Origin of the sequence: Nonlabens ulvanivorans (assembly GCF_000732625.1) — a bacterium.
In the GTDB taxonomy this organism is placed as follows: domain Bacteria; phylum Bacteroidota; class Bacteroidia; order Flavobacteriales; family Flavobacteriaceae; genus Nonlabens; species Nonlabens ulvanivorans.
In genome coordinates, this window is the sequence record NZ_JPJI01000003.1 from 1 (window position 1) to 22915 (window position 22915).

Genomic DNA, 22915 nt, shown 5'->3' on the forward strand with positions numbered 1-22915 from the left:
TCAAACCATTACTGATTTCTCATACGATGATGCTACAAACGTATTGACCATTACTCTCGAAGATGGTAACACTTCTACAGTGAACCTTGAGAACTTAAGCTCTACGGTAACACAGACAGTAACTACTGGAAATACAATTGCTACTCATACAAGTGGAACGTCAACAACAACAATATTAGAAACAATTACTGCTGTTGCACAAGCTACTGGTAATGCGGATGCTGATGTGACTGCTGGTGATGCAAATACTATCGCAACTTATACCGATGAGAATGGTGATGATGTAACTGTTAATGAAACCGTTACTGCATTTTCACAAAACGATACACCAACCTCCAGTGACCCTAATGCTACTGGGGAAATATCTTATACAAATGAAAACGGTACAACCACTACAGCTCAAGTTGTAAGTAGTGATGCTGACAATAATATACAAGTTGGGTCTGATGGAGGAGCATTTTTTGCTGGTCCTACCATTGCAGCAGCAGGAAATGTAGCAGGAGACGGTGGAACCATATCGAGTTTCGGAACTTCAAATATTGTAAGAATTGATACAGGTGATTATCGCATCAATTTTGTAACACCTATAACTGGTGCTTATGTTGTTCAACTTACTGTGTTAGATTGTGATGGAAACTGTCCGCCTGCTGGTGGTTCTAACTATGATGACCCAGGAATATCATACTATGGCATTGATGCAAATGGTTTTAATGTTAACATAGGAGACAGCGACAATGGTACAAGTCCTAAAGTCGATATTGACCTAGAATTTATGTTTACCGTAATTAAACTTCCATAAAATTAAGTTATGAAAAAAGTAATTGTCTTAGTTATCATTGTTTTAAGTTCCGCTTTCGCGAAAGCACAAATTAGTCCCAATTCACTGTTAGGATTACCTAGATATTCCACTGTTGAAATCAATTCAATTACAGGTGTTGAATTGGGAACATTAGTTTATGATAGTGATTTAAACAGAGTATTAGAATATACCAATAACGGTTGGGAAGAAATATTGGTAAGCGGTAGTGTGGAGAGCGTTGGTGTTGTTGAAATTAATGCTGCTGGAGATTATACCATATCAGGATTGAACTTTACACCTACTAGCGTTACCTTTCATGCCTATGCAAATGTCGAAACCACAAATCTAAATTCTGATAATGGCACCAGAGATAATGAAACAGGTATTGGAAATTCTTTCGGTTCGATGACCGGATTTGCAAGGGACGACAATGGGACGATAGTACAACAAGTTATCTATGTAGGTGGTAGTGGAAACTCGATAAATGATATTTCTAGGTTTGCATCAAGTATCCATTGTATAGGAGTACGATACGGAAATCAAAATGGAATTTCTTTAGGGCTGCTTACAGCAAGAGTGACTAGCTTTACTCCTACTGGATTTGTTATTAATGTTGATAATTATATCGACGGTTTAGTTGTAATATATGAAGCTCATAGATAAAAAATATATCGATAATACTATCTTATTGATTGTGTTACTTTTAAACGGATCAATAATATTAGCACAAACAGCACTTACAAATTATGGAAATTTAAAAGTCCATAATAATGGTCAGATCGGTTTTCATATTGATGTCATTAATGATGGTGATTCAGTAGAAAATGAAGGCTTTGCTGGTTTTTATAATCAAAATAATCCTCTCAGCTTTAGTGGGTTGAATCAAATGAACTTTGAAAACTTTGAAGTTGATGTTGAAGATGATCTCAATCTATTTACTTCTATAGGTGTCAACGAAGAAGTATTTTTTACAAATGGAAGGATTAATACACCTAGAATCAATCCTGATGTTAAATTCAAATTTCTTAATGATAATATTTATAGTGGTGAAGGTAATAATGAGCATGTAGATGGATATGCTCAATTTAACGGTGATTTTGAATTCAGCTTCCCTATCGGCGATGATTTTGAAATAAAACCGCTTATCATTGACAATTACAATAATTCTATTACCTATGCTGCTGCTTATTTTAAAGAAGATCCTAATGTACCTACGACATTTACAAACTCTTTTGACACCAGTAGCTTTCAACCTAGTTTAGATGTAATATCTACAGTAGAGTTTTGGTACTTTGATGGTTTTAAAGACCTAGATCTGACACTTACATGGACTAGTTCTAGTAACATTTCCCTAACGGCAAACAATCTAACTGATTTAAGAATTGCGGGATGGGATGATATTCAAAAAATTTGGGTAAACCTAGGTAATACTAGCACTACGGGAGATTTAAACAATGGAACTATTACCTCAAGAATACCTAACACCAATGATTATAAAATATATACTATAGCGTCTATCCTTAAAGCAGGAAATGAAATCGTAGTGTATAACGGTATGACACCAGATGGTGATGGTTTAAATGATACTTTAATTATACGAGGTATTGAAGCCCTACCTGGAAATCAACTTTATATATATAATCGATGGGGACGATTAGTATACCAAAAAGATAACTATGACAATTCTTTTAGTGGTATTGCAAATGAAAATGCAACCATTAAAAGTGATAAAGAATTGGCCGCTGGAACATATTATTATGTTCTAAAATTACCAGAACAAGAAGATTTGGCAGGATATTTTTACATTAATCGTTAATTTAATTTTAAAAATTGTCATTTTAATAACCGCCCTATTCCTTATATTTAGCCAGATTAAATATAAATGGACAACATGCAGGTAAAAAGATTATTTGACTTTCCCCTATATCAGCTTAAAAATTTTCCTAGAGAAGATTCGCTGGTAACAAAATATAACGGTGAATGGAAAAAAACATCCACCCAATCTTTTATAGATCAAGCAAACGAGATATCGAGAGGTTTAATTGAACTAGGTGTACAACCTAATGATAAAGTTGCTATTATCTCTTCTGTTAATAGAAGTGAATGGAATATTGTAGATATAGGCATCATGCAAACCGGCGCACAAGATGTACCAGTTTACCCTACAATTTCTGAAGAAGATTATCAATATGTACTTAATCACAGTGAATCTAAGTATGTATTTGTTTCTGACGATGAAGTAAGAAACAAAGTATTAAGTATTAAAGATCAAGTACCTTCTCTTATTGAAGTTTATAGTTTTGATAGTATTTCAGGTTGCAAAAACTGGGAAGAAGTAAAACAATTGGGTGCTTCTCAAGATCATCAAGCAGAGCTAGAGAAAAGAATGACAGTAATCACAGAAGATGATTTAGCCACTCTAATATACACCTCTGGTACAACAGGAAGACCTAAAGGTGTTATGTTATCTCATAAAAATATATCTAGCAACGCGATTACTAGTGCTTCTAGATTACCTATCGATTTAGGTAGATCAAAGGCGTTAAGCTTTTTACCAGTATGTCATATTTATGAGCGCATGCTTCAATATATGTATACCTATACTGGTACAGGAATTTACTTTGCAGAGTCGATTGAAACGATTTCTGATAATTTAAAAGAAATACAACCAGAAGTAATGAGTGCTGTGCCTCGATTACTTGAAAAAGTGTACGATAAAATAATTGCAAAAGGTACCGATCTAACTGGTATTAAAAAGAAACTATTCTTCTGGGCTGTAGAATTGGGTCTAGAATGGGAACCTTATGGTGCAAACGGTTGGTGGTATGAGAAAAAATTAGGTCTAGCTAAAAAACTGATTTTTTCAAAATGGCAAGAAGCTTTAGGAGGTAATCTTAAAGCTATAGCTAGTGGTAGCGCCGCTTTACAACCACGATTGGCAAGAGTTTTTAATGCTGCAGGTGTTCCTGTAATGGAAGGTTATGGTCTTACAGAAACCTCTCCGGTAATATCGGTAAATGATTTACGAAACGGTGGATTCAAAATAGGTACCGTTGGTAAAATATTACCTAATACTGATGTGCAAATTGCCGAAGATGGAGAGATTATCATCAATGGTCCACAGCGCATGATGGGATATTATAAAGATCCTGAAAAAACGGCACAGGCTATAGATGAAAACGGATACTTTCATACAGGAGACATAGGAGAAATAGATAGCGAAGGCTTCCTTAGAATTACAGACCGTAAAAAAGAGATGTTTAAAACATCTGGTGGTAAATATATTGCTCCACAATTAATAGAAAACACTATGAAGCAAAGTCGTTTCATAGAGCAAATTATGGTTATAGGTGAAGGTGAAAAGATGCCAGCTGCCTTTATACAACCCAACTTTGAATTTCTTGCAGATTGGGCACAACGTAAAGGAATAGTCTATGACGATTGGAAAGACTTATGCTCACAAGAACGTATTATCAATAGATACCAAAAAGAAATCGATATCTATAACGCTAAGTTTGGAAACTGGGAACGTATCAAGAAATTTGAACTGACTCCAGAAGAATGGACTATTGAAGAAGGGCACCTCACTCCTACTTTAAAACTTAAAAGACGTATCATAAAGGCACGTTATAAAGATCTTTATGACCTTATATATGGTAATTCAAAAATCTAATTACTTAACATAAACTATAGAGCTGCGCCACGTGCGCGGCTCTTTTATTTTCAATTCACAAACATTATATCCATTTGTACGCAATAGTAGATGTAGAAACTACAGGAGGAAAATTTAATGAAGAAGGCATTACAGAAATTGCCATCTATAAATTTGACGGACATGAAATTGTAGATCAATTTGCTAGTCTTGTAAATCCAGAAAAAGAAATTCAACCTTTTGTTGTTAAACTAACAGGTATTAATAACAAAATGTTAGTACGTGCTCCTAAATTTTATGAAGTTGCAAAACGTGTGATTGAAATAATGGATGGAGCCGTGTTAGTCGCACACAATGCAAACTTTGACTACCGTATGCTACGCATAGAGTTTGAACGACTAGGTTATGAATTTCAAACACAAACGTTATGTACGGTAGAACTAGCACAAAAATTAATGCCCGAGGAAGACAGCTATAGTCTCGGTAAATTAACGCGCTCTCTAGGCATACCTATAATAGACAGACATAGAGCTACTGGTGACGCACTTGCTACAGTTAAGTTATTTAAAATGTTAATGGCAAAGGATACTGATAAAACAATTATCTCTACAAGCCTTAAGTCAGAAACTCGTAGAAAAGTAGAGCCTAACCTTAAAAAATTAATAGAGAAATCTGAATCAACAACAGGTGTCTATTACTTTTATAATCAGGATAATGAATTAATATATTTAGGCAAAAGTAAAAATATTAAGAAAAGAATCACGCAACTTTTTACCAGCTCGCAACCAAAACAGAAAAAGATCAAGAAACTTGTTACCGATATCTCATTTGAAAAAACTGGTAACGAACTTATCGCATTACTTAAAGAGAATGTTGAAGTTAAAAAGAACAAGCCTAAGTTTAATAAACCATTAAAAAGAAAAAACTTTTCTCACGGCCTATATTCCTTTATCGATGATCATGGCTACATAAATCTGGCGGTAAAAAATATAGGAAAAGATATGAGCTACATTACCAGCTTCAGCTCTTTGAAATCTGGTAAGAACTTTCTAGAAAAAATGGTTTCTGAACATCAACTATGCAAGAAACTGGTGGGACTTGAAAAAACTGATTCAAGTTGTGAAAATTATCCTATTGAAAAATGTTTAGGTGCTTGTATAAGAAAAGAAGATAAAGAATCTTATAACAACAGAGTTCAAGAAATTATTGATCAAAACAGTTTTGTAAATAAGAATATTATTATCGTTGACAATGGTCGCGAGGCTACAGAGCGCAGTGCAATTATGATAGAAGATGGAATCGTTTTAGGCTATGGCTTTGTTGACTTACAATTTCAAGTAACACATCCACAAGTTCTTAAAAAAGTTATTACTCCACTTTCAAATAATCTCGATTCGAGGCATATAGTACAAAGTTATTTAAGACATAAGAAAGTTAAAAGAATTATAGAGTATTAATATTACGCTTTCGCGAAAGCGTATTTGAAAAATATCATCATGGATCATAAAGGAAAATTATACCTTATTCCTGTAACATTAGGAGATATCAATCCTTTTGAAGTACTACCTCTTTCTATTAAAAAAGTGGTAGAAAACATCAACCATTACGTGGTAGAAAATGAAAAAACAGCACGTCGATTTATAAAAAGTGTTGTACCATCAAAACCACAGCCAGAACTCGTTCTATTTTCTATAAATAAATATACGGACCCATCAGAAATCCCGAGTTTTTTAGAACCATGTTTACAAGGCCATGATATGGGCGTGATGAGTGAAGCTGGCGTACCAGGAGTCGCAGATCCTGGAGCTGATGTTATAAAAATAGCACACCAAAAAGGGATTCAGGTCGTACCACTAGTAGGTCCTAGTTCCATATTAATGGCAGTGATGGCTAGTGGACTAAATGGCCAGAATTTTGCATTTTGCGGTTACTTACCCATAGATAATATGGAGCGACGTAAAAGAATAAAAGAACTAGAAAGTCGTTCTTTTAATGAACAACAATCACAATTGTTTATAGAAACGCCATACCGAAATAATAAAATGATGGAAGAATTACTATTACAGCTTCATCCTAGTACTGAAGTTTGTATCGCTTGTGATATTACTTTACCTACAGAATTCATTAAAACGATGTCTGTGAATTTATGGAAAAAACAGGTGCCTGATTTGCACAAAAGGCCTACTATCTTTATGATTCATAAAAAGAACTAAAAAAATAAGATCGATGACGCAACCTTTTAACAATTAATACATCTATCTATCAAATAAAATACTAACTAACTGATTAAAAACGGGAAAATTAAAAATGTTAATAAGGTAGTGACAATACCTTTAAACGATGAATTTATAGGTTCATAGAACTCATAAAATTAACTTAATTTCCCAACCTCAAAACTTACTCTTATGAAAAAGATTTTACTCGCTTTTTTATTTATTCTACCGCTTTTATCAAATGCCCAAGGTGAAGCCTCTTGGTGGTTTTTTGGTCATAATGGTGGTGTAGATTTTAATTCTGGTGTGCCGCTAGGTAACGGATCAGGTGCTTTATTCACATTTGAAGGTTGTTCAACAATATCTGATGAGTGTGGTAATCTTTTGATGTACTCTGATGGTTCTACAGTTTGGAATAGAAATCACGTTTCTATGCCTAATGGTACTGGACTATCTGGAAATTCCAGTAGTGCACAGTCTGCTATTATCATTCCTGATTTACAAGTTAGCAATGTTTATTTTGTAGTTACAATTAGTGCCGGTGCAGGTTTACAATATAGTATCGTAAATATGAATTTAGATGCTGGTCTTGGAGATGTTGTCCCAGGTCGTAAAAACATCCAGATTCAACAAAATACACAAGAAAAAGTAACTGCGTCACTTAATGCCAATGGCGATCGATACTGGATTGTAACATTTGATGATCCGACTTACACTGCTTATCAAGCTGGTGGTGGTCTAATTGATACCAATCCAGCTCGTGTAGTAAGTTCTACTATTCCTGTAACAAGTGCTTTAACAGATGCCCGAGGTTATATTAGATTATCACCTGATGGATCTAAAATCGCAAATACTTCTATAGGTAGTGCTGGTAGTGCTTTCTTATGTGATTTTGACAATTCTACTGGTGTAGTTAGTAACCCAGTAACTTTATCTAATGGCTCGAGTGCTTCAAATAGATTTTATGGTGCTGAATTTTCTCCTAATTCACAACTATTATATTTAAATGCAAATAGTCAAGATTCAGGTAATGGTTGTGGAACTTCTAATGTTAGAGAGGTCATCCAATTTAATATAAATGGTCCAGCAGGATGGCAATCTTCTCCAGTTGCTTTAGGTAACGTAACAGGTACAGCATCTGGTCGTGGTGCTTTGCAATTAGGAATAGATGGTAAAATTTATCAAGCAAGAACTTGTTTACCTTGGTTAGGAGTTATAAGAGATCCTAACTCTTTAGGTACTGGTGCTAATTATGTGGATGATGGTGTTGCCCTTGCAGCAGGAACAACATCTAGAGAAGGTTTACCTCCATTTATTACTTCCTTCTTTGAACCATCTTTCTTAGCTACTGATGCTAACATGGGATCTGGTGGTGGAAACAATAATCCAGAAACAGATTTCTGTGATGGGACTCCTATTCAGTTTGACTCTAGTGGTAGTGGTCTTTGTGCTACAGCGACGGTAAATTGGGATTTTGGTGATGGTACTACAGATAATACCTTTAATCCTGTTCACACATTCCCAGCTCCTGGTGATTATACGGTAACACTTACTGTAACTAGTGGCTTCTATTCTAATACAGCTGTTGATGTTATCAGTATTTATGAGATCCCAGTGGCTAATCCAGTAAATAATGTTTTCTTATGTGATTCTGACATGGACGGTACTGAAGATAGAGATTTATCTACATCAGAAACTGCACAAGTGATAGGTGCTCAAACTAATCCTAACTTTGCTGTTACCTATTATCTCACTCAAAACAACGCAGATAACAATACAGGTGCCATTGCTCTACCTTACACATTCAACGTAGGTACAACAACAATTTATGCTAGAATTACAAATGATCTTAATGCAGCTTCTAGAGAGTGTTATGAAACGACTTCTTTTGACGTTATTGTAGCAAATGGATCTGGTGCAACTGCACCGGCAGATTTAGTAGTCTGTGATGATGATAATGATGGCTTCTTTACTTTTGATTTAACATCTGTAGAAACTGAAGTATTGAACGGTCTGCCAGCAGCGCAATTCACCATTACTTACCATACTACTTTAACAGATGCCCAGAATGGTACGGCTGACATCCCTAATCCTGCTAGTTATGTGAATACGATAGCAAATGGACCAGAAACAATCTTTGTAAGATTAGAAGACATGAATCCAGGTGGATGTAATTCTACTACCGATTTTGATATTTCAGTATTTGATACTCCTACAGCAAACGTTGTTCCTGATTCATCTCTTTGTGATACTGGAAATGATAACACTGAAGATGTTACTTTAACCTCTTTTGATGCTGACGTTTTATTAGCACAAACTAATACAAACTATGTAATCACTTACCATTTAACACAAGCAGATGCTGATGCAGATACTGGAGCTCTTACTTCTCCACATAGTATGGTAGGAACAACTACATTTTATGTACGTATAGATAACTCAAGTAATGAGCCTTGTTATGATACTTCATCATTCACGATTACCTTGGACGCACAACCAGTTGCCAATACGGTAACCGAATATCGTTTATGTGATGATGTTTCCAATAATGGTTCAGAGGTATTTGATTTATCTACAAAAGATATTGAAGTATTAGGTGCTCAAAACCCAGCAGATTTTAATGTCTTATATTTTGTATCACAAGCCGATGCTGATGCTGGTATCGCTGGTGGAGCTTCACCGGTAATGCCTAGTTATAGTAGTGCAGGACAAACCATGTATGTACGTATTGAGAATGCAACTAATGCTTCTTGTTATGAAACAACAACATTTGATTTAGTAGTAGATGATATCCCAGTTGCCGCAGCACCGATGACTTTAGTCGTATGTGACGATACTACCAATGACGGAATAGAAGATATCACCTTATCTCAATTTGATGCAGATGTGTTAAATGGTCAGACACAAACTACTTTTGTAATTAGCTATCACGCTTCTCAAGCAGATGCTGATAATGACGCGAGTCCACTACCAGCTGTTTATCAAGTAAGCTTAGGTACTACAACCGTTTATGCCCGTATTGACAACTCAGACAATGAGACTTGTGCATCAGTAGTGTCCTTTGATATAATCTTGAATGAACAAGCGATTGCAAATACAGTAACTGAATATAGAATCTGTGATGACGCTTCAAATGATGGGTTAGAAGACTTTGATCTTTCTACTAAAGATGTAGAAGTTCTAGGAGCTCAAACAGCAGCTAACTTTAATATAGAATACTTCACCTCTCAAGCAGATGCTGACTTAGGTTCTGTAGGTGGTGCGACACCATTGACAATTCCTTATAATAGTGGTGACGATACCATCTTTGTAAGAATTGAAACTATTGCAAATGCAGACTGTTACAACACCACAAGCTTTGACATCTTTGTAGATGAATTACCTATAGCTGGTACACCAGCAAATGTGATTGTTTGTGACGATCCATCTAATGATGGTGTTGAAGATGTGAACCTTGCACAGTTTGATGCTGAAATTCTAAATGGACAGACTAATCCTAGTTTTGTAGTTTCTTATCACGCATCACAAGCAGATGCTGATAATGATACCGCTGCACTAGCAAGTCCGTTTACCGTAAGTACAACGACACCTAACCTATTTGCTAGAATAGATAATGGAGATAACAACAGCTGTTATACTACCACTAGCTTCCAGTTTGTAATCAGCCCTACACCTACAGCAAATACTGTTCAAAACATGATTGCCTGTGATGATGCTGGTAACGATGGTTCTGAAATTTTTGATCTATCTAATGCAGATGCTCAAGTACTCAACGGACAAAATGCTGCTAGCTTTAATATTACTTATCACCCATCTCAAGCAGATGCTGATGCTAATACCGCAGCACTACCTACATCTTACCCAAGTAGTACGACGACACCAGAAACTGTTTATGTAAGAATAGAAAGTAATACTAATACGCAATGTTATGATACCACTAGCTTTACTCTTACAGTAAGTGAGCAACCTACCGCTGGAGTAGCATTAGATCAACGTGGTTGTGATGATGTAAGCAGTGATGGAATTGAGGAATTTGATTTCAGTAATGTAGATGTAGATATTTTAAATGGACAGTCTGCGGCAGACTTTACAGTTACTTATCACACCTCTCAAGCAAATGCAGACAGTGGTGCAAATGCACTTACTTTCCCATACACTAATGTATCTCAATCGCAAACTATTTATGCAAGAATTGAGAACAATGTGAATACTGATTGTTATGATACTTCTACTTTTGGAATTGAAGTATTTGCTAGACCAGTCATCGCAAATCAAGGACCTATCACTATATGTGCAGGAATTGATGAAGTGCTAGATGCAGGTGCAGGATACAGCAGCTACTTATGGTCTACAGGAGAAATGACACAAACCATTACCGTTAATCAAGGTGGTGATTATGACGTGACTGTTTTCAATGCAGACGGTTGTGATTCTACAGCAACGATCACGGTAATCGAATCTGATGTAGCCGTGATAGAACGTATCGACATCGGACAGTTTGAAGTAAATACAAATCAACTTACAGCTATCGTAACAGGTAGCGGTGATTATGAATATTCACTAGACGATTTTGTATACCAAGACAGTCCTAGATTCAACAATCTGTATCCTGGATACTACACGATTTATGTAAAAGATAAAAACGGTTGTGGAACCGTATCTATGGATGCTGTAATTATAGGTGGACCACCATACTTTACTCCTAACCAAGATGGTTACCACGACACATGGCAAGTAATTGCCATAGAAACCGTCCCAGATGCTAATATTTACATCTTTGACCGTTATGGAAAACTGATCAAGCAAATCGATGCACAAGGAATCGGTTGGGATGGAACATATAATGGTAACCCAATGCCATCAAGTGACTACTGGTATTTAGTAGAACTAAGCGATGGACGTAGCTTTAAAGGACACTTTGCCCTGAAGAGATAACCCAATAATCTATATATATAAAAGCGAGCTTAGGCTCGCTTTTTTTATGAGTCTAATTTTTAATAACGCTTTCGCGAAAGCGATAAAAATCATAACTAACAATTCCATATTTTTATAGATGTGAAAAAGAATCTTCTCTATATCTGTTTTCTTATACTATCTATAAGTTCCTATAGCCAGAATCAAGCAAACTGGTGGTTTTTTGGGAATAATGCAGGATTAGACTTTAATACCGGCACACCTATTCCTAATAATCTCGGGCAATTGAGCACCAATGAAGGATGTGCATCCATTGCAGATGCTTGTGGTTCCCTACTCTTTTATACCGATGGTATTACCGTATGGAATCAAAATCATATGGTCATGCCTAATGGTATGAACTTATTAGGAGATCCATCTAGTTCACAATCTGCATTAATAATACCACAGCCAGATACACCAGATTTGTATTACATCTTTACGGTAGGTGATTTTAACCCTAGAAATGGACTTAATTATAGTGTGGTGGATATGACTCTTAACGGTGGACTAGGTGATATAATTCCTTCTCAAAAAAACGTTAATTTGATTGCAGATAGCACTGAAAAAGTAGCTGCAGCAGTTACAGATAATGGTGATGCTTGGATTGTTACTTATGCAGAAGATGTTATAGGTTCTGGCTTATTTGATACCTTTTACGCCTTTAAATTAACATCTAGCGGTATGGATTTAAGTGCTACCGTTACCTCTACATTCAATAATGTTCAAGCAGACGATCGTCGAGGTTATCTAAGAATATCACCAGATGGATCAAAAATAGCAATCATGACTCAATTACCGGTAACTCCAGGAATAGTAGGACAGACTGGTCGTGGTGCTTGGTTATTTGACTTTGACAATAGTACTGGATTGGTTAGTAATTCAGTAAGACTCAATTTTCCCTTAACACATCAGGCTTACGGTGCTGAATTTTCTCCTGACTCTAGAAAAATTTATGTGGATATCAATACTCAAAGCAATGGAAATGATGGAGATCGTATTTTACTGCAATACAATTTGGACGCTCCTAATTTTGAAGACAACCCTTTAACAATTTATAGCACAGATCCTACAGATTTTACAGATGATGTCGCACGCGGCGCTTTACAAATAGGCCCAGATAATAAAATATACTATTCCCGGAAATCTACACAATGGTTAAGCGTTATTAATGATCCTGATCAATTAGGCGCTGCCAGTAATTTTATGTTTGATGGTGTACAAGTTGCTACAGGAACACAAGTGAATGAAGGATTGCCTCCATTCTATAATGCCTTTTTTAACCCGTCTTTCTCTTTTATAGAAGCTTGTGAAACAGACGCTAGTCAGTTTTTTGCAGATGATATTGCAAACTGTCCTGGCAGCAGCGTTATTTGGGATTTTGGAGATCCTTCTAGCGGTTTAAATAACACATCAACATTACCAGACCCAACACATATTTACAATAGTGCTGGTACTTTTAACGTGACACTGAGTATTGATACAATTAGAGGCAATTATACGACCAGTAAAGAAATCACTATAGTACCACAACCTGTAACAAATACAGTCAGTGATATTATAATTTGCGATGATATGAGCAACGATGGAATAGCAACGTTAGATTTAGTACCAATTAGATCTACTGTTTTAGGCTCTCAATCCATTACAGATTTTCAAGTGACCATACATGAAACACTTACAGATGCACAAAATGATTTTAATGCTTTACCAGATAGTTATGATGCTGTAACTGGTACATATTATGCCAGATTAGATAGTAGTGTCTCAAACGGCTGCTATGCTATTACAGCATTCGATATTATTATCAATCCTCTACCTATAATTAATAATATAGATGATTTGTACTTGTGCGATATAGATAATGATAATGTAGAAAATTTTGATCTTAATATTGCAGGTTTACAAGCTCTAGGAACTCAAGACCCTATAGTATTTGATATTTCATATCACAATAGTATGGGCGACGCAATGAGTAATTCAAATTCGATTAGCTCATTTTATGATAACAATACAATAAACGAATCAATATGGTTAAGAATTGAAAATGTAAATAATACGAACTGCTATGCCATAGATAACTTTACCATTAACCTGATACAACAGCCAGAAATTAATCTTTTAAATGATTATGAATTGTGTGATGATGAGAGTAACGACGGAATCGAAAATTTTGATTTATCAACAATGGATGCTCAAGTGTTAGGCAATCAACCATCAACATTTGTTATTAGCTATCACAATAGTATGATGGAGGCAGAACAAAATATTAATGCGCTACCTAATAATATCGATTCTGGGACAACCATGATATGGGCACGATTAGAAAATAATCAACAGCAAGTTTGTTACACAATTGAACCATTACAACTTACTGTTTTTCCGCATCCTGTGGTTGATTTACCTGAAGATATAACTAAATGTTTAGATGATGTGGTCACTATAGCAGCATCTCCTGGATTTGACCAGTATAGTTGGGATAGTGGAGAAACAACACGCAGTATAAATGTTCAAGCGGCAGGCAATTATACGGTAACCGTTACAGATGATAATGGATGTACGGATACAGAAACCATCACAGTCTCAAATTATGAAACTACAATCATTACTAATATTGAGGTGAGACAATTTACTTTAAGAGACAATCGATTAGAAGTGAGTGTTACCGGTAGTGGCCCATGGGAATATAGCATCGATAACTTCTTTTATCAATCGTCACCAGTTTTCGCTAATTTATTACCAGGTTATTATGATGTTTATGTACGTTCTTTAAATGGCTGTGATCAAGTAACTGCTCCAGCAACAATAATTGCAGCACCTAACTTTTTTACACCTAATCAAGATGGATTTCATGATTACTGGCAAGTAATTGCCATAGAAACCGAACCCGATGCACAAATATTTATATTTGATAGATTTGGTAAATTATTAAAACAGCTCTCTCCTACTGGTATCGGTTGGGATGGTACATACAATGGAAACCCGATGCCTAGTACCGATTATTGGTTTAAGGTGGTGCTAAATGATGGTCAATCTTTTAGAGGACATTTTAGTTTAAAAAGGTAAGTTTTTAACTTCGCTTTCGCGAAAGCGGAATTCAAAAAATCTTATTTTTACAATACATGAAATTTAAGATACAGTCAGAATTTAAGCCCACAGGTGATCAACCTAAAGCGATTAAATCATTAGTCGAAGGAATCAATAATGGAGATCAATATCAAACACTTTTAGGTGTTACAGGTAGTGGTAAAACATTTACTGCGGCAAATGTGATTCAACAAACACAGCGTCCTACATTAATCCTTTCACATAATAAAACACTAGCCGCACAACTCTATTCTGAAATGAAAGCTTTCTTTCCAGATAATGCTGTAGAATATTTTGTGTCTTATTATGATTATTACCAGCCAGAAGCATTTATACCTAGTAGCGGTACTTATATTGAGAAAGATCTCTCTATAAACGAGGATATTGAAAAGATGCGATTGAGCACTACATCTGCCCTATTATCAGGTCGTCGTGATGTTATTGTAGTGGCTTCTGTATCTTGTTTATATGGTATAGGGAATCCTGTTGAGTTTCAGAAAAACGTTATTAGACTAAAGCGCGATGAAGTTATCGCTCGCACACAATTATTACATAAACTAGTTCAAAGCCTTTATTCTAGAACCACTGCAGATTTTAATCGAGGTAATTTTAGAATCAATGGTGATACCATTGACGTGTTCCCGAGTTATGCAGATTATGCCTTTAAAATTCATTTTTTTGGCGATGAAATTGAGTTAATAGAAACTTTTAATCCTGTCGATGGACGATTGATGGAACAATGGCAAGAAATCACCATATATCCTGCAAATATGTTTGTTACATCACCAGATGTATTGCAGAATGCTATACACAGCATACAAGAAGACTTGGTAAAGCAGGTTGATTATTTTAAAGAAATAGGAAAACCACTTGAGGCTAAACGACTTCAGGAACGTACAGAATTTGATTTAGAAATGATAAGAGAATTGGGTTACTGTTCTGGTATTGAAAACTATAGTCGCTATTTAGATGGACGATTGCCAGGCACACGACCTTTTTGTCTTCTTGATTATTTCCCTGAAGATTTTTTAATGGTTATTGATGAGAGTCATGTTACCGTACCTCAGGTAAGCGCTATGTACGGTGGTGATCGCTCTCGTAAAGAAAATTTAGTCGATTATGGTTTCCGTTTGCCTGCAGCAATGGATAACAGACCTTTAAAATTTGAAGAATTTGAGATGTTGCAAAACCAAGTCTTATATGTGAGTGCAACACCAGCAGATTATGAGCTTGCAAAAACTGAAGGTGTATATACGGAGCAAATTATAAGACCTACAGGACTGTTAGACCCGATTATTGAAGTGAGACCTAGTCAAAATCAAATTGATGATCTAGTAGAAGAAATTCAAAAGCGTGTTGATCTTGATGAACGTGTTTTAGTAACTACACTTACTAAAAGAATGGCTGAAGAATTAACGAAATACATGTCGCGTATTTCTATAAGATGTCGATATATCCATAGTGACGTAGACACTTTAGAACGTGTTGCTATAATGCACGACTTACGTAGTGGTATTTTTGACGTACTAATCGGAGTTAATTTATTGAGAGAAGGATTAGATCTACCAGAGGTGTCATTAGTAGCCATCTTAGATGCAGATAAAGAAGGTTTTTTAAGAAATAATAGATCCTTAACGCAAACTATAGGACGTGCCGCACGTAACGTCAACGGACTAGCAATTCTTTATGCAGATAAGATTACAAACAGCATGCAACAGACCATAGACCAGACTGAATATAGAAGATCCAAACAAATTGCTTACAATAAAGATCATGGTTTAAAACCTATGGCGATCAAGAAAAGTTTAGAAACAGCTCTTACTAAAAAGCGGGAAGCGACATATACCATCGAAAAATCTCTTAATCTAGCTGCTGCTGAAGAAGAAGCTACTTATTTAAGTAAGGATAAACTAGAGCAAAAAATAAGGGATACACGCAAACAAATGGAAAAAGCAGCAAAGGAATTAGATTTTATGGAGGCTGCGAGACTGCGAGATCAGATTAAAATGCTACAAGAAAAAGTAAAAGAAGCTTAATACTTACTTATTCATTAAAAAAACAATCTTTTTCAACGATTTTAATCGGTTTTTAACGTTTTTATTCGATATATCGATATAAATAACGATTAAGAACATAAAACCTTAGAAGCAAGACCGTTGAGCCTATGTAAACCGATAGTTTTCAAGTATATTGAGATACTTTAAAACGTTCACCATGCTCAAACCAAATATATTATTATTCGCACTTTTACTTTCCTTTATAGGATTTTCACAAGTCGGTATAGGAACCGTTGCTCCAACTGCTGATTTGGAGATTATGGCTAGAACTAGTTTATCTGCAGGTGAACATAATGGTATTATAATTCCGAAAGTAACGGCATTACCAGCAACAGTAGCACCATCTGGTACTATATTATATCTTGAAGGTGGCGCAAATGCTGGGTTTTATTTTAGTAATGGAAGCTCTTTTCAAAATGTAACTGATATATTGAGTGCTAGTGGTACGGGAGCCTTTTATGATCGAGGTACCACAACTGATGTTACTGTTGATACATCTTCTGATTCTTACAGAATCGGACGCACAGCTTTTGGGCAAGACTCATCCAATGCTGCAATTGTAAGTATAGAAAACGAAACACCTGCTGGAGGAGATAAAAGGTTATTGGATCTTGAAAACAGAAATTCAAGTACAGCAATGGGGACAAACACATCTTTAATCAACGGGAGCAATACTAGTACACCAGGCGGACAGAAAGCCGGTGCTCTTTTAAATATCAGTAGTACCGGAACAGGTAGCCATGTAGGTATCGAAAATACGGTATTAGTTAATAACAGCAGTGTCGTAGAAAATTATGGAATTCATAATATCGTTGATGGAAACTCTACGGCAACAGGAACTGCCTATGGAATTAAGTCTGTAACAGGAAATACAAACAGTTCAGGAATAAGATATGGCGTACATAGTACAGTTATTAATGATGGCTCACAAAACTCATACTCGGGTTGGTTTCAAGGTAGAAGTTTTGCCATAAGAAATCAGGATGCTACCGACGGATATGACATGCCTACTATTTCTGGAAATGCCGGTCAAGTATTAACCACAGACGGATCTGGAACAGCAAGTTGGAGTGATGCAAATTCTGCTGCTCCTGTTCAATACAGTTTATGGCAAGCTGGATCTGAATATGTTATTCCTCAAGGAAACACTGGTGATTTCAATTTATCAAATTGCGAAACAGTACTTAACCCTACATTAATCAATCCATCAGCAAATCTTCAAATAAAAGTTATAATTCGTGTAACATCTGGACAAGGAAATGCCAATTTTCAACTGACTACAAATAATGTAACAGATGGAACTAATTATACTATAACTAATACAAGTTTTGTTTCAACTCCTCTTCCTTTTGGAGCTTTATTTGAAAGTAATTGGATTAACTGGAATCCAAGCACAGACCCTAGTTTAATTCAATTAACAGGATTTACATCAAGCAATACAGGAGGAGATGTTAGATTTAATAGTGCTTATATTTTAGTTAAATCTCAATAAGAGATAACTAATGGAAAAATTCAATCAACAAAAAATCCCAGCCTATCGGCTGGGATTTTTTTTGCCTTACGTTAAGTATAAGGACTTGTAACTAACCAAAAAAACCTCTTAACTTTCAATTGTGCAGCATTTGTAATTTCACAATCTCTATCCGCTATTACTTCAATGTAATCATACGCTTAGGCTGTGGTAATGCTTCTTCCTTTTTAGGAAGTACAATATTTAAGATACCATCATTATAATCTGCTGCTATATCTTCTTTATTTACCGTATCTGGCAAATTGAAGCTACGACTGAAAGATTTTAATGTAAACTCCTTGCGTGTAAATTGCTCTGTTTTCTCTTCTTTATCGTTAATTACTTCAGAAGAGATGGTTAATACATCTTGATCAACCTCGATAGTAATATTCTCTTTTTTAAAACCTGGAATGATCATATCTAATTCAAATTTGTCATCTGCCTCAGATATATTAACCGCAGGATTCCATGATTTAATCGGCGCAGTACCACCCATATAGTCATTAGTAAACATTTCATCAATTAATGATGGTAACCAGTTGTTTGTTGTTGTTCTATGTGCAAGTTTCATAATTATTATTTTTAAAGTTGAACTTGCTTTCTATTAGACAAAACTAATACCAACACAAAAAACACGACATAATGTCGTTCTTTTTCAATTAAATAATGACGTTATGTCAATTAATTATGATTTCGTTGATGAATGGACATCAATTCAGAAGGTGGAATCTCTCCATGTGGATACTTTTCCATGGTATTGAGTAAGGTATCTACAGTCGATTTACGAATCCCATATCTTAAAGCAGTCTGATATAATAACTGTAATTCAGCAGCATCTACATGGCCATCGATGTGCATCATCAACATAAGTCTATGAAAATGCACTACTCTTTTTACAAATTGTTTGGGTATCATAGTTTCTAACTCCTCAGGATGTTCCAACATGTGTGATAACTCCTTCTCGTCTAACTCTAGTCGTTTACCTATTGCATGAATAAAAGCTATTTCCTCTTTTTTAATGTGCTGATCGGCATGTGCCATCATAATAAGTTCACTCAATATGGCTTTCTTTTCTTCTAGAGTATAAGTCATTCTTCTAATTTTCAGTTAGCAATTTAATAGATTTATTTGAGTCTATATTTGTAACTGTCTATAATTAATCTGATTAATCTATGAAATTTCTATACATTCTTTGCTTGCTTATGTCTCATATTATATCTGCTCAGCAAATAATCATTGATTCTATCCAGTATAAAGAAGACTATCGTAAGGTTAGATTATATCTTCCAGATAATTATCAAACAAATCAACTACCGCTATTAGTAATGTTAGATGGGCAAAACCTGTTTGATGAACACACGAGCTATTCTGGTGAGTGGAATGTAGACGAAAGTATTGCTTCTTTTCCAGAGAATAAGCAATCTATTGTGATTGCCATAGATCATGGCAACGAGTTGCGTATGGCAGAATTAACTCCTTTTGAAAATGAAAAATATGGTGGTGGCGATGCAGAAAACTTTCTGCTATGGATTATGGAAAAGGCGCTTCCAGAGACCATAACAAAATTTGAATTAAAAATCAATAGGAATAAAATTGCCATAGCTGGTAGTTCTTTAGGAGGTTTATTTGCATATTATGCAGCGATTCAACATCCTAATTTTTTCCAATCAGCAGGTATATTTTCTCCATCATTTTGGTGGAGCAAAAAATCCTTTCAACTCATAGACCAAATTGAAGGAATAAAAAATCAACATTATTTTTTTGCAGCAGGAACAGAAGAAGGAAAAGATATGTTAATAGACATGAAGAGTATGCATGATTTGACACTTCGCAAAGGCGCCACAGTTACTTATCTTGAAGAAAAAGGAGCACAACACAATGAGGCTCAATGGCGAGCCACCTTTCTTACATTTTATCATGTATGGATTAATGACCTATAATTTCAAATTAGGATAGTTGTGATTATTTTAACCAGCTATTATATTATCTAGCCTTAAATTGAGGTAATGAAATTCATTTATCTAAGAATAAAATCATTTTTTAATTCTATTACGGGAAGTATTGCCTTCTACCCTACTTTATATGCTGTCCTAGCATTAGGATTTGCATTTCTTATGAAATGGTTAGAATCCATCGGTATATCGAGATATTTACAAAATTCATTTTCCCCATTAGTAGTTAATGATATTGAAACGGCAAGAAATATATTAACCACGCTTATCGCTGGTGGCATTAGTATATTAGTTTTTTCATTTTCAATGGTAATGCTTTTATTGAGTCAAGCAGCAACAAATTATTCTCCTAGAGTTCTACCTAGTCTGATTTCTAACAAAACTCATCAGGTAATTTTAGGGGCATTTTTATCTAGTATAATATACAATATCATAACCATTATAGGTATAGAACCATCTGGAAAAGATTATCAGATACCTGGTTTTTCAGTACTCATCGGTATCATAACAGCATTAATTGCACTAGCAGCATTTGTTTACTTTATACATAGTATTTCTACCAGCATACAAATCAATAATATTCTTAATAATATATACCAAAACTCAAAAAGTCAATTAGAAACGGAAATTGAACATGATAATGGTAAAAAGGAATTTCCTGATAGTAAAAACTGGAAAACTTACAACTCTATACAGTCCGGAACTATTCAAAACATAAGCTCTACAAGTTTAAAAAGTTATTGTGCCGATAATGATATCCAACTAGAAGTATTATTTCATAAAGGTGAATACCTTATCATGGATAGTCCTTTATTTAAATGCAATAAAGAACTAGACAAAGAGGAAATTGACGAAATACTTAAAAACTTTTTATATCAAGAATCAGAAATTGTAAAAGACAACTACGTATTAGGCTTTAAACAAATTACAGAAATAGGTATTAAAGCAATGTCTCCGGGAATTAATGATCCTGGAACCGCTATTAATACCATTAACTTTCTTACAGATCTATTTGCTATACGATTAAAAAAATCTGATCATTCCATTATCATGAATGACAACAAACCCATTTTAAAACTATCTATTATTCCATTTGATCATTTCATGCATAATATCGTTGCGTCATATAGGAATTACTGCAGCCATGATTTCACGGTAATGATGTCGTTAATTCAAATGATGAATCGTTTGAAAAAATGTAAAAACCTTAGTAATGATAACAAAGCTGCATTAGACCATCAATTAAAATTGATGATGCATGATGCAGAAAATGGAATTAAAAATCCAGCAGATTTAAAGATTTTAAAAAGCACTATTGATAGTTAATATTGCTCTTTATCGTTAGGGAAATCAACATCCTTCACATCTTTTACATATTGACCTACAGCATTACCCATTTCTTCATAAAGATTTAAATAACGTCTTAAAAAGCGAGGATTAAACTCATGAGTCATACCAAACATATCATGAGAAACCAGCACCTGACCATCCACACCACTACCAGCTCCTATTCCTATCACAGGAATGGTAAGACTGTCTGCTACCTCTTGTGCTAATGCAGCGGGAACTTTTTCCAGAACAATGGCAAAACAACCCCAACGTTGCAAAGCCAGAGCATCTTCTTTAAGTTTTTCGGCCTCTGCTTTTTCTTTTGCTCTGACAGTATAGGTTCCAAATTTATAAATCGATTGCGGTGTCAAGCCTAAGTGTCCCATCACTGGTATACCTGCATGCAATATGCGCTTAATGGAATCTTTAACCTCACTACCACCTTCTAGTTTTACAGAATGCCCACCACTTTCTTTCATGATTCTAATAGCACTACGCAACGCCTCTTTGGGATCACTCTGATAACTACCAAAAGGTAAATCGACAACAACCAGCGATCGCTCTACAGCTCTCAGCACACTACTTGCATGATAAATCATTTGATCTAGCGTTATAGGTAAAGTCGTCTCATGACCTGCCATTACATTACTAGCACTATCGCCTACAAGAATAACGTCTACACCAGCATTATCTATAATGCGCGCCATTGTATAATCGTAAGCGGTAAGCATCGATATTTTCTCATTATTACGTTTCATCTCAGTAAGGGATTTTACTGTGATTCTTTTGTACTCTTTTTTTGCAGTTGACATAATTTTGGCAATATATATTTAGTAAAAATACTAATATTACCACACTAAATAGGACAACATGAGAAGCTCTTTATTATTGATAGGTTTTATGATACTCGCTTTCGCGAAAGCGTTTGCTCAACAACCTACTGTTACAGACAGCGTTACTACTACAGTAAGCATAGTAGAAAAGGTTAAACCTGCAGATGCTGTTATAAAATTTTTTGAATATTTTCATCAAAAAGATACACTAGCAATGAGAGAAATGATGGCCGATAAGGTAACAATTAATTCACTGATCATATCTGAGAGTAATGGAAGAAGAGTGATAGATACTACTGTCGATGATTTTCTTAAAGGTATTGCTCAAATTCCTGACAGTGTAAGTTTTGAAGAACGGTTAATTCAAATAAAAACCACAAATAGTGTTGATATTGCTACGGTAAGTGCTAGTTATGAGTTTTATATGAATAAAGGATTCACACATAACGGGACTAACGTTTTTACATTAATTTACATAGATGATAAATGGATGGTTGCTGGTATTACAGACACTAGACAGTACCCATAAG

16 protein-coding genes are annotated in these 22915 nt (G+C 35.2%); 13 read left to right on the forward strand and 3 right to left on the reverse strand.

Annotation, left to right across the window (positions count from 1 at the left end; genetic code table 11):
* From IL45_RS15040 to IL45_RS00060, 10 genes are all read left to right on the forward strand, one after another.
* Positions 1 to 799: hypothetical protein (locus IL45_RS15040; RefSeq protein WP_036578886.1), on the forward strand; the 799-nt coding region annotated here is incomplete at its 5' end.
* Positions 800 to 808: 9 nt separating this feature from the next.
* Positions 809 to 1462 carry a hypothetical protein gene (locus tag IL45_RS00020; RefSeq protein WP_036578888.1) on the forward strand — a complete coding sequence of 218 codons (654 nt, stop codon included), beginning with the start codon at positions 809 to 811 and terminating at the stop codon, positions 1460 to 1462.
* Complete coding sequence (locus tag IL45_RS00025) at positions 1446 to 2615, forward strand: gliding motility-associated C-terminal domain-containing protein (RefSeq protein ID WP_051788583.1); 1170 nt, start codon at positions 1446 to 1448, stop codon at positions 2613 to 2615. Before IL45_RS00020 ends, IL45_RS00025 begins: the two co-directional genes overlap by 17 nt.
* Before the next feature lie 75 nt (positions 2616 to 2690).
* On the forward strand, positions 2691 to 4472 hold the full coding sequence (locus IL45_RS00030; protein WP_036578968.1) for an AMP-dependent synthetase/ligase: 1782 nt from the start codon (positions 2691 to 2693) through the stop codon (positions 4470 to 4472).
* A gap of 74 nt (positions 4473 to 4546) precedes the next feature.
* Positions 4547 to 5908 (forward strand): exonuclease domain-containing protein, encoded by a 1362-nt coding sequence (locus tag IL45_RS00035; RefSeq protein ID WP_036578889.1) that lies wholly within the window; start codon positions 4547 to 4549, stop codon positions 5906 to 5908.
* A 39-nt stretch (positions 5909 to 5947) separates the two neighbouring features.
* Entirely contained in the window at positions 5948 to 6664 is a 717-nt protein-coding gene (locus IL45_RS00040) for an SAM-dependent methyltransferase (protein ID WP_036578894.1), read from the forward strand.
* A 192-nt stretch (positions 6665 to 6856) separates the two neighbouring features.
* On the forward strand, positions 6857 to 11599 hold the full coding sequence (locus tag IL45_RS00045; RefSeq protein WP_036578895.1) for a T9SS type B sorting domain-containing protein: 4743 nt from the start codon (positions 6857 to 6859) through the stop codon (positions 11597 to 11599).
* 120 nt (positions 11600 to 11719) lie between these two features.
* Complete coding sequence (locus IL45_RS00050; RefSeq protein WP_036578897.1) at positions 11720 to 14683, forward strand: T9SS type B sorting domain-containing protein; 2964 nt, start codon at positions 11720 to 11722, stop codon at positions 14681 to 14683.
* Positions 14684 to 14739: 56 nt separating this feature from the next.
* Entirely contained in the window at positions 14740 to 16740 is a 2001-nt protein-coding gene (gene uvrB, locus IL45_RS00055) for an excinuclease ABC subunit UvrB (RefSeq protein ID WP_036578898.1), read from the forward strand.
* A gap of 178 nt (positions 16741 to 16918) precedes the next feature.
* Positions 16919 to 18253, forward strand: a complete 1335-nt coding sequence (locus IL45_RS00060; RefSeq protein ID WP_036578900.1) for a hypothetical protein — start codon at positions 16919 to 16921, stop codon at positions 18251 to 18253.
* A gap of 157 nt (positions 18254 to 18410) precedes the next feature.
* Here the strand turns inward: IL45_RS00060 and IL45_RS00065 are convergent, their stop codons facing one another.
* Positions 18411 to 18842 (reverse strand): Hsp20/alpha crystallin family protein, encoded by a 432-nt coding sequence (locus IL45_RS00065; RefSeq protein WP_036578901.1) that lies wholly within the window; start codon positions 18840 to 18842, stop codon positions 18411 to 18413.
* A gap of 110 nt (positions 18843 to 18952) precedes the next feature.
* The gene (locus tag IL45_RS00070; protein ID WP_036578903.1) at positions 18953 to 19363 is read right to left on the reverse strand and encodes a tellurite resistance TerB family protein; all 411 of its coding nucleotides are present in this window, start codon (positions 19361 to 19363) and stop codon (positions 18953 to 18955) included.
* 80 nt (positions 19364 to 19443) lie between these two features.
* Between IL45_RS00070 and IL45_RS00075 the strand changes: the two genes are divergently transcribed.
* A complete protein-coding gene (locus tag IL45_RS00075) occupies positions 19444 to 20211 on the forward strand; it encodes an alpha/beta hydrolase (RefSeq protein WP_081866497.1) in 768 nt (255 codons plus the stop codon).
* A 66-nt stretch (positions 20212 to 20277) separates the two neighbouring features.
* Positions 20278 to 21549 (forward strand): DUF2254 domain-containing protein, encoded by a 1272-nt coding sequence (locus IL45_RS00080; RefSeq protein ID WP_036578904.1) that lies wholly within the window; start codon positions 20278 to 20280, stop codon positions 21547 to 21549.
* Here IL45_RS00080 and panB read toward each other — a convergent pair.
* A complete protein-coding gene (panB, locus tag IL45_RS00085) occupies positions 21546 to 22364 on the reverse strand; it encodes a 3-methyl-2-oxobutanoate hydroxymethyltransferase (RefSeq protein WP_036578906.1) in 819 nt (272 codons plus the stop codon). The two genes, IL45_RS00080 and panB, sit on opposite strands and share 4 nt — an antisense overlap.
* Before the next feature lie 58 nt (positions 22365 to 22422).
* Here panB and IL45_RS00090 point away from each other — a divergent pair, with 58 nt between their 5' ends.
* The gene (locus tag IL45_RS00090; protein WP_051788585.1) at positions 22423 to 22914 is read left to right on the forward strand and encodes a hypothetical protein; all 492 of its coding nucleotides are present in this window, start codon (positions 22423 to 22425) and stop codon (positions 22912 to 22914) included.
* Position 22915: the final 1 nt, after the last annotated feature.